Source organism: Mojavia sp. (genome assembly GCF_059505145.1).
Map to the genome: position 1 here is coordinate 6,104 of NZ_JCACKA010000140.1, position 8,833 is coordinate 14,936.

General features: G+C 38.5%; 7 protein-coding genes. 2 read left to right on the plus strand and 5 right to left on the minus strand.

Annotated elements, in window-relative coordinates:
- Both AC5JL8_RS37390 and AC5JL8_RS37395 read left to right on the plus strand, forming a co-directional pair.
- Positions 1-1,364 (plus strand): HEAT repeat domain-containing protein (locus AC5JL8_RS37390; RefSeq protein WP_495884740.1); only part of this gene is annotated, 1,364 nt, incomplete at its 5' end.
- Between the two features lie 60 nt (positions 1,365-1,424).
- Positions 1,425-3,173, plus strand: a complete 1,749-nt coding sequence (locus tag AC5JL8_RS37395; protein ID WP_495884741.1) for an asparagine synthetase B family protein — start codon at positions 1,425-1,427, stop codon at positions 3,171-3,173.
- Between the two features lie 4 nt (positions 3,174-3,177).
- On the opposite strand, the gene AC5JL8_RS37400 is transcribed toward AC5JL8_RS37395, so the two are convergent.
- From AC5JL8_RS37400 to AC5JL8_RS37420, 5 genes are all read right to left on the minus strand, one after another.
- Positions 3,178-4,089 carry a toprim domain-containing protein gene (locus tag AC5JL8_RS37400; protein ID WP_495884742.1) on the minus strand — a complete coding sequence of 304 codons (912 nt, stop codon included), beginning with the start codon at positions 4,087-4,089 and terminating at the stop codon, positions 3,178-3,180.
- A 459-nt stretch (positions 4,090-4,548) separates the two neighbouring features.
- Positions 4,549-5,820: a diaminopimelate decarboxylase family protein gene (locus tag AC5JL8_RS37405; RefSeq protein WP_495884743.1), complete on the minus strand. Its 1,272-nt coding sequence runs from the start codon at positions 5,818-5,820 to the stop codon at positions 4,549-4,551.
- Positions 5,790-7,616 carry an asparagine synthetase B family protein gene (locus AC5JL8_RS37410; protein ID WP_495884744.1) on the minus strand — a complete coding sequence of 609 codons (1,827 nt, stop codon included), beginning with the start codon at positions 7,614-7,616 and terminating at the stop codon, positions 5,790-5,792. The genes AC5JL8_RS37405 and AC5JL8_RS37410 overlap by 31 nt, the downstream gene beginning before the upstream one ends.
- Position 7,617: 1 nt before the next feature.
- The gene (locus AC5JL8_RS37415; protein WP_495884745.1) at positions 7,618-8,241 is read right to left on the minus strand and encodes a DUF3859 domain-containing protein; all 624 of its coding nucleotides are present in this window, start codon (positions 8,239-8,241) and stop codon (positions 7,618-7,620) included.
- A gap of 334 nt (positions 8,242-8,575) precedes the next feature.
- The coding region (locus AC5JL8_RS37420) for a hypothetical protein (protein WP_495884746.1) at positions 8,576-8,833 on the minus strand (258 nt) is incomplete at its 5' end.

Below are 8,833 nucleotides of genomic sequence, written 5' to 3' on the forward strand. Positions count from 1 at the left end.
GCATGGGAAAAGAAGCTAAAGTTGCTATCTCTCACCTAATAGCTGCTTTAAAGGATAACAATACATCTGTTCGCTCCAATGCTGCTTATGCCTTAGGAAGCATGGGAAAAGAAGCTAAAGTTGCTATCTCTCACCTAATAGCTGCTTTAAAGGACAACGATGCAGATGTTCGCTCCAATGCTGCTTATGCTTTAGGAAGTATGGGAAAAGAAGCCAAAGTTGCTGTTCCTCACCTGTTCGTTGCTTTAAAGGACAACAATGCAGATGTTCGCTCTCAGGCGGCTGATGCATTAGAAAATATGGGAAGAATAGAAGCTAAATTTATGATTCTTACTTTAATAGCTACTTTTTTAAAGGGGAATGATACAAATATTCATGCCAAAACTGCTGTTCCTGACCTAATAACTGCTCTCAATAACAAAGATATAAAAGTTCGCACCGATGCTATTCTTGCCTTAGGAAATACCGGAGAGGCAGCCAAAACTGCTGTTCCTGCTTTAATAACAACTCTCAAAGATAACAATGCAGGAATTCGAGCCACTGCGACTTTTGCCTTAGGGAGTATCGGAGAGGCAGCCAAAACTGCTGTTCCTGACCTAATAGCTGCTCTTAATGACAAAGATATAAAAGTTCGCGCTGGTGCTACTCTTGCCTTAGGGAGTATGGGAGAGGCAGCCAAAATTGCTGTTCCTAACCTAATAGTTGCTTTAAAAGATAACAATGTAGGAGTTCGCGCTGGTGCTACTCTTGCCTTAGGGAGTATGGGAGAGACAGCCAAAATTGCTGTTCCTAACCTAATAGCTGCTTTAAAAGCTAACAATGCAGATGTTCGCGCCATTGCTGCCCTTGCCTTAGGGAGTATCGGAGAGACAGCCAAAATTGCTGTTCCTAACCTAATAGCTGCTTTAAAGGACAACGATGCATTTGTTCGCTCCAATGCTGCTCATGCCTTGGGGAGTATCGGAGAAGCAGCCAAAATTGCTGTTCCTAACCTAATAGCTGCTTTAAAGGACAACGATGCATCTGTTCGCTCTCAGGCGGCTAATGCCTTGGGGAGTATCGGAGAAGCAGCCAAAGCTGCTGTTCATGACCTAATAGCTGCTCTCAATGACCAAGATAGAAACGTTCGCTACGGTACTGTTAATGCTTTAGGAAGCATCAGTGAAAGTTTTCAAGACGTAGCAAATGTTATGTCTATTGAAGACTTGGAAAAGGCAATATCAAACCTAGAAAAGATACTCATAGCTTTGAAAAACGTTGATGTTGATGTTAAAGATAAAAATTTACAAGCTACTTTAGTTTCTGCTAATTTATCTGCCAATCGCTCTCTTGATATCCTCAAAATTAAAAGACAATCCCGATAAAAGGAGCAAACAATATTTAGTAATACTTTAAAATTGATTATTATGTGATAAAAATTTCCCATGTCATTTGATATCTTTAAAGGTCGTAAATCTTTTAAAAAATCATTCATTAATACCAACCCGACTTGGCAAGTAGCGTGGGGTGAAGTTGGTGAAAATTATGAAGGCATAGCTTGGCGAGATGAAAAATTCCTTGTGATTTTACCATCCACAGCTTCTGGATTTTTAGCAGAAAAATTAGCAATCAGTTCTGGAAAACAATTTGTTGTTGTTGGTGATATTTGGCTAACTAACCAAGTGCAGTTGCTAGAACAGTTGGGAATTGAGCCAGATAGCTTTAGAGGAAATTACTTACAACTAGTTGCCGAGCTTTGGGAGCGATGGGGTTTTGAATGCCTTAAACAACTTGTAGGAATGTTTGCACTAGTAATTTGGGATAGGGAAAAACAAGTATTGCAGTTGATTCGCGATCGCATCGGTAGCCGTACTCTTTATTACACTAATAGTGGTGCAGTTCGTTGGATTGCGCCGAAATTGAGAACTTTATCACCTTATCGTTCCTCTGATTTAGATTTGGTGGCTTTGCGAGATTACCTTTGTTGTGGCTTTGTTCCAGGAGAAAGAACGCTGTGGCAAAATGTGCGGGAACTACGACCTGGAACCGTTTTACAATTTCCTAACGACAAAGTTCAAACTTATTGGCAGTTGCAAGAACAGATTACAGCAATAGAGCAACCTTTAGCATGGCATGGAGATCGCTTGCGAGAACTGCTAAACCAAGTTATTCAAGAATATTTACCACCACAAAACGAATCTGTTGGTATTTTCCTTTCGGGTGGTTTGGACTCTAGCAGTATCACTGCTTTAGCCGCAAAATTCCATAATTCTCCAGTTCATACTTTTTCGATTCATTTTGGTTCTGAATGCCCTAATGAGTTGGAATTTTCCAGTGTCGTTGCTTCTCATTGCCAGACACAGCACCACATTTTAGAAATTACTTTTGAGAATATGTGGAAATGGTTACCAGAAACAATGGCATATTTAGATGATCCGATTGGCGATCCGCTAACTGTTCCTAACCTCTTGGTGGGACAACTAGCGCGAGAAAGCGTACAAGTAGTTTTAAATGGTGAAGGTGGTGACCCCTGTTTTGGTGGCCCCAAAAACCAGCCAATGCTTATTAATAGTTTATATGGTTCTGTCACAAATCAGAACCCATTACAAGCTTATTTAATTTCTTTTCAAAAGTGCGCTGCTGATTTAGTGCAACTTTTAAAACCAGAAGTCTGGACGGCAGTACAAACAGCATCGTGGGTTTTTGAGGAAGATTTATATTCTCAAGCCAGCTATCTCAACCGTTTGATGGCAATAAATATTAAATTTAAAGGTGCTGACCAAATTCTTACTAAAGTAAGTAATTTGACTCAAGCTGCCAATTTACAAGGTCGTTCTCCTTTATTTGATCAACGAGTCGTAGACTTAAGTATGAAAATTCCTCCAGAGTATAAGCTTTCGGGAGTAGAAGAAAAAGCAGTTTTAAAACAAGCGATCGCAGATATTTTACCAGACACCATTATTCATCGTCCTAAAAGTGGAATGATGGTGCCCGTACAGTTAGGATTTCGTAAATATTGGCAGCGAGAAGCAAGAGATTTATTGCTCAGTAGCAATGCAGCGAGCGCTCCTTATTTTAACCAATTACCACTCCGCAATTGGTTAAACTATCAAGGAGATACTTGGAGTCGTTATGGTGTAAAGCTGTGGTTGCTTGTTAGCTTAGAAATTTGGTTACAAGTAAATCAAAAATAAAAAATTAACCAAAGCTTTCGACAACATACATAGAATTTCCAGAATCACCAACTAGAAACAAGCTGCTGTCATCGTTATTTAAAGTCAAACTGCTAATCATAGCGCGATTCAGAATTTGAATCAATCGTTGAGGAGTAAACGATTCTAATTCTACAAAATTACCAGAATCTAACCATTCTAATTCAACACTTGATAAACTGGAACGAACTTCTAGTGATAATTGTTTAGCAGCCTCAGCTGATTCTGAAGAAGTTTGAGTGAATATACTGTGATTTCCAGCTAGAATTTGTCTTGGTAATAATCCTACATCAATAATAGTAACTTCCCTACCTTGAAACCACATTGGGTTAGTACGGAGATGATCAATCAAAGTCATCCCATTTGGGTTGCAATCATGCAATACATATACTGTTAAATCAGGATTGCGATGCAGCATTCGCATAGTAGTATCAAAAATATTTTGGGGATAACCAGTAATAGTGAGAATGGCACAGTTATTTTCAAAATGAAAATTATTAGCAATTAACATTTGAGCAACTGCTGCATTATCACAAACCACTAACCTATCAAAACTATAAGCAGTGACATCAGCGTTAATAGTAATGGGTGTGCTTTGCTCTTGTGGAGGAGGTAAAATTTTATCACTTTGATTGTTAACTCGTCTCCAAGATGCTAGCCATCCCTGGAGTTGGCTATCGCTAATTCTAAATTTATAAACGATATTAGTAGGTTGCGCTTGTTCACGCTTCCCTAAGTAAATAGCTAGCAATCCTATAATTAGGCATCCTACAAATAATTTAAAAGAACTGATAATTAAACTGAGAACAATACCTGCTAATAAAGTACTTATACCCAAATTTATTAAACTTTTAGCTGATTTTTGGCGTTGGGTATAAGAGCGCTTGTTCGAGTGCATTTGATCGAATATAACAATGAAAAAGAATGCTGGAAAAGTGATAAAATTATGTATATAAAAAATAATTGCTCCCAACGGCAACAACAATAATAATAATGAGGTATAATTTTTAGATTGGAACCTTTTATCAATGAGATAAAGGAATTGTTTTTGTGTATAAAAAAGCGTAGAATTAGCAGAAACATCTGCAATTGCTTTAGCAAAAAAAAGGTCAGTAAATCTAACTCCTACCATACTAGTTGGCTCAAAAACAAACTGATGACGGCAGTGTTTACAACGCCCATGATTCTCTGTTCTATCTTTTAGTGTATTATCAGTGGTACATTTAATGCATTTCATAAACTTTGGTTATAATAATGAATTATTAATTTATGGTTAATTTGTTGATTAATCTAAACAACATAAATTACATAGATTATTTATGTACATTAGATTAATTAAAATTACGATTTTCTGAGGTTATTTAAATAACTGATTGCTTAATAAAACGCTATAATCTTCCCGCTTACGAATTAAGTAATGTGTATCATTTTTTAACAATACTTCTGCGGGCTTGGGTCGATGTAAAAAATGTGAGGACATCGCATATCCATAAGCACCAACATCTAATATACCAATAATATTGCCAATTTCTAATACAGGTAAATAACAGTTTCTACTTAAATAATCTCGTGAATAAGTTGTATTTCCACACACATCAGTAAGGTAATTTTCGGATTCTGATTTTTTCCAAGTTATAATTTCTCGATAACCGCCATGTACTGCGGGAACTGACAGATTAGCAACAGTAGTATCTAGCCCAACAATTTGTTTTTCTGACTGCCATTTTACAGAAACTACTTTGGCAAGCAGAGTAGCACATCCAGCAATTGCCGCACGTCCAGGTTCAACAATTAACTCAATATTTGTTTCTAAACAACTCATTCTGTCGCTTAACTCTGTACCGAACTTCTCCCAGTTAAAAGCTGCACTTTCATGGTTATATGGATAGCCAAAACCACCGCCAAAATCTAAGTATTCCCAATCTGGTAAAAGTTTTGCTATAGCTATTACCTGATCAATTACATTGGTAAAGGCTGCTGTAGCATTAGTACCTGTACCCCGGTAAAAATGCAAACCACTAAGTTTTAACCCTACTTCGCTAGTCAGAGCGATCGCATCAGCAAATTCTTCTGGGCGTACACCAATACGGCTATCACCAGTAATTTCAGGTAAGTTAAGACGTAACCCTAGACGAGGAGAAAATGAACCAGTAAAAGATTTATAGACTTCGCAACAAAGTTGCAACTGTGCAATACTATCCAAATTGAGAGTTTTGACACCCCAGTTTAAGACTTGTTCCATCTCTGCACGGTTCAAATTACTGCCACTGTAGACAATTTGTTCTGGCGAAAAACCTGCTTGTAATCCTAAATAAATATCTCCAGGTGTGTTGGCGTGTAATCCCCAACCTGCGGCACAAAAAATTTGCAGCAGAGAAATATTGCCATTGGTAACGCTAGCAAAGCGAAATTGGGTGTGAGGATAGAGAAAAGCCTTAGTGATGCGCCTAATAGTTTTATTTAGAATATCAGCTTGATAAACATAGAGCGGTGAATCGTAAATATTTAGTAACTCTTGAGCAAGTTCTTCGGAAAAAGGAAAATAACTAGATAAAGAGTTTGATTCCTTATTCCCAAATCGTGATTCATAATTTTTTTCTAGCCTTTCCATTTTTTCTGAAATCTCCATAGTTGTTGTGGTAGCCAAAATGGATGATCAAAAGATTGTTTACCTGATTCTTCACCAAAAACATATACTCGCCAAAGCTGCCACATAATCAGCAACCACAGAATTTCACCAATACGACGACCTTGAATAGTAGCTCCCAACTCACCACCAGCAATTTGTGCTGCAAGATGGGGAGAAAAACGGTTTTCAGCACGAAGTTTGCCAGGATTTAACCACTTGCCAACCTGATCCCAAAACTCATTCATACACCACGATGTTAAAGGAACTCCCATCCCACGCTTTTGTCGCCAAACAATTTCTGAAGGTAATAAATTTTCTACGACTCGCTTGAGGATGTATTTCTCACAAGCTCCCTGCAAACAGAGTTCTCCAGATACCTGAAACATCCACTCAGCCAATGGTAAGTCGCAGAAAGGCGAGCGCACAAATAACCCGTGAGCAAACCCTAAAGCAGTCGCACGTGGATGTATATTTTGTGAGCCTTTTAGCATCAAATTGGCACGGCGCAATCGATGCAGGACGGCTGTGCTGTACTCAGGGTTAAGTGCTTCTGCAATCCAGTCTTCTGGATGTAAATTTTGTATCTGCTCATAAATATGTGGCTGGTAAATTTGAGCTTCATAACCCCAAAGACGGTGAAAAGTCCGGAGATATTGTTCTATAAATGTTTCTTTTCCAGATAGATTTTCGCTTTGGTAAACCCCTGCTGCTATTAAGGGTTTATTCGTCCAACCTGCAAATAATTGGTCGCTACCTTCGCCGTTAAAAATCACTTGAGTATCTTCGCTAGCCCTTAGTCCTAAAAGAAACAACGGAACTGTTGCTCCATCGCCGAAAGGCAAATCTAGCGCTTGCACAGTAGAAATCAGAGCTTTCTGGATTTGATCTGGTCTTGCATTAACTTTTACTAAAGGAATCTGTAGATGCTGGGTGACAATTTCAGCATAGGGAGATTCTGGAATACCCACGTTTCCAAAATCTAAGGTATAGCCAATCACTTTTATCCCTGCTTGCACTAGCAACGCCGCCACAACAGAGGAATCTAATCCCCCAGAGAGAAAAACGCCGACAGGCTCATCTGTTAAGTCGGAAATTTGCCGTTCAACAGCTTGTTGAAGTAAAGTTTGTAGTTGTTTAACAGCCGTTGTTTCATCTTTTATTTCCACGTCTGCTTCACACCATTCCCTTAAATGTTGGCAAGTTGGTAATGAAACCTTTTGTGACTCAGGCTGACTTTGCCAAACTAACTCCTTCCCAGCAGGAACTGCAAACATTTGATTAATCGGCGTTAAGGGATTGGGAATATAAGAAAAACAAGAATAACCGTATAAAGCAGGAATGCTGACTTCTGAATTTTCAATAACTTTTAGCAGCAGTTGTAGGCGGGATGCAAACCAAATGACTTGTCCTTGTTGCATCCAGTACAAGGGGACTCTTCCAAAAGGTTCTCGTCCTATAATTAAGCGATCGCTTTGGTGCAAGTTTACCCAAACATCAGGGAAAAAGGAACCATCAAAGTGTAAATAAGTAAATATTCCAGATGCAGATATACCAACTACTCGTTCTGAATGATGAATTGGCAAGATTGATTCTTCTGAAAAAGCAATGTATAAAACACTCCAATTAGGATAATTATTCTCGGATAGCGAGTTAAGATCCGATAATTGGCGAGAGGTGGAATGCAGCGTTTTGATAATACTTAATCTGGCTTCTAACTCGCGTCGAGAACCATAACCCCAATATCCAATAAATTGCTGGGGCTGATTTATCTTTTCACCCGACGGAAGCTTTTCCATACTATTTTACTTCAAATTCTGTTTTGCTAAGTTGGCGACTCTGGAGAAATATTTGTACCTTCCAGTTTCCTGGAGTCGATGCAGTACCAATAATGTAACGGCAATGAGTATTCCAGATGGATTTGTCAATTTTACGGGTTTGATAGCGGTTTTGCTTGACAATTTCACCATTAGGATTGATCCAATTGCACGTTAAATCTAGCTTTTGGCCTATGGGTGTATCTTTTAACGTCACACGGTAAAAAACTTCTGGACTGTTCTGGCGTGAGATCTTTCTGAGGTCGCTGCCATCATCTTGAGTGAGAGTGATGCGGCTTGTTTGAGCAAAGACTCGCTCAAGAGTAGAATTATGCTGTTTAATAATAAATAAAGTGGTCATAATTGTAATTACCACAGCAGCAATGGCTCCCATAGTAATTGTATGATTACGTTTTTGCTGTACTTTCAAAACTTGCCGACGCTGCACTTGAACGAGTGCTTCATCTACTAAATCTGGTGCTAAACCTAATTCCTGTAAAATTTGCTTGACTTGTTCAGGTTCAATTTCTGCTTCTCGACGTGCTTGCAAGTTTCCTACTTCAGCGATAATGTCACTTAGTTGCTCTGGAGTTAACTTCTGCGTCATAATCAGCTACAAATCTCGATAAATAGGCATTTAATTTTTTGCAAAAAAGTTTTTTGTCCTCACTTGGAGGTTGTGTATCCAAGAAACACCTTCTCAACACAACAGTCAAATCTTGAATTTATTTTACCTACCCTATTTTTAGGAAATACAAAATTTGAATACATTCTTTGGTTAATAGACCGTCCAAAAATTAAATTTGCGTAAATATAGAATGTAAAATTTTATCTTTATCAAACCTAATGTTTACCCTTTCTAGCTATTGTACGTATGCATTTACTATGACATCAATCAAGAATTCAGATTTTTCGGAAGAATCTAAAATTGTTACAAGAGTTTATAATGCCGCAGATGTTATTGATAGCGATCGCACCTGCGGAATGTAGGATAAAGGGGACGGAAGCAAAGTCAAAATAACAAACGCAACAGCAAATTTCTGGACTGAGCTTGGTACAAAGAGTGCGCCCAATACAGTACTCGGTTCCGGAACTTTTGTTACAGGGCCAATTCTTAAGACTTGTCCTTGTCCTGAGCGATCGCGGGGTGAACGAAAAAAGGTGTGGGGAATAAAAAACAGGTTAGCGTAGATAGTACG

What these genes read in the sequence shown, in the direction of transcription:
- AC5JL8_RS37395 (WP_495884741.1), top strand. Translation starts at nt 1,425, where the DNA reads ATGTCATTTGATATCTTTAAAGGTCGTAAATCTTTTAAAAAATCATTC.
- AC5JL8_RS37400 (WP_495884742.1), bottom strand. Translation starts at nt 4,089, where the DNA reads ATGCACTCGAACAAGCGCTCTTATACCCAACGCCAAAAATCAGCTAAA.
- AC5JL8_RS37405 (WP_495884743.1), bottom strand. Translation starts at nt 5,820, where the DNA reads ATGGAGATTTCAGAAAAAATGGAAAGGCTAGAAAAAAATTATGAATCA.
- AC5JL8_RS37410 (WP_495884744.1), bottom strand. Translation starts at nt 7,616, where the DNA reads ATGGAAAAGCTTCCGTCGGGTGAAAAGATAAATCAGCCCCAGCAATTT.
- AC5JL8_RS37415 (WP_495884745.1), bottom strand. Translation starts at nt 8,241, where the DNA reads ATGACGCAGAAGTTAACTCCAGAGCAACTAAGTGACATTATCGCTGAA.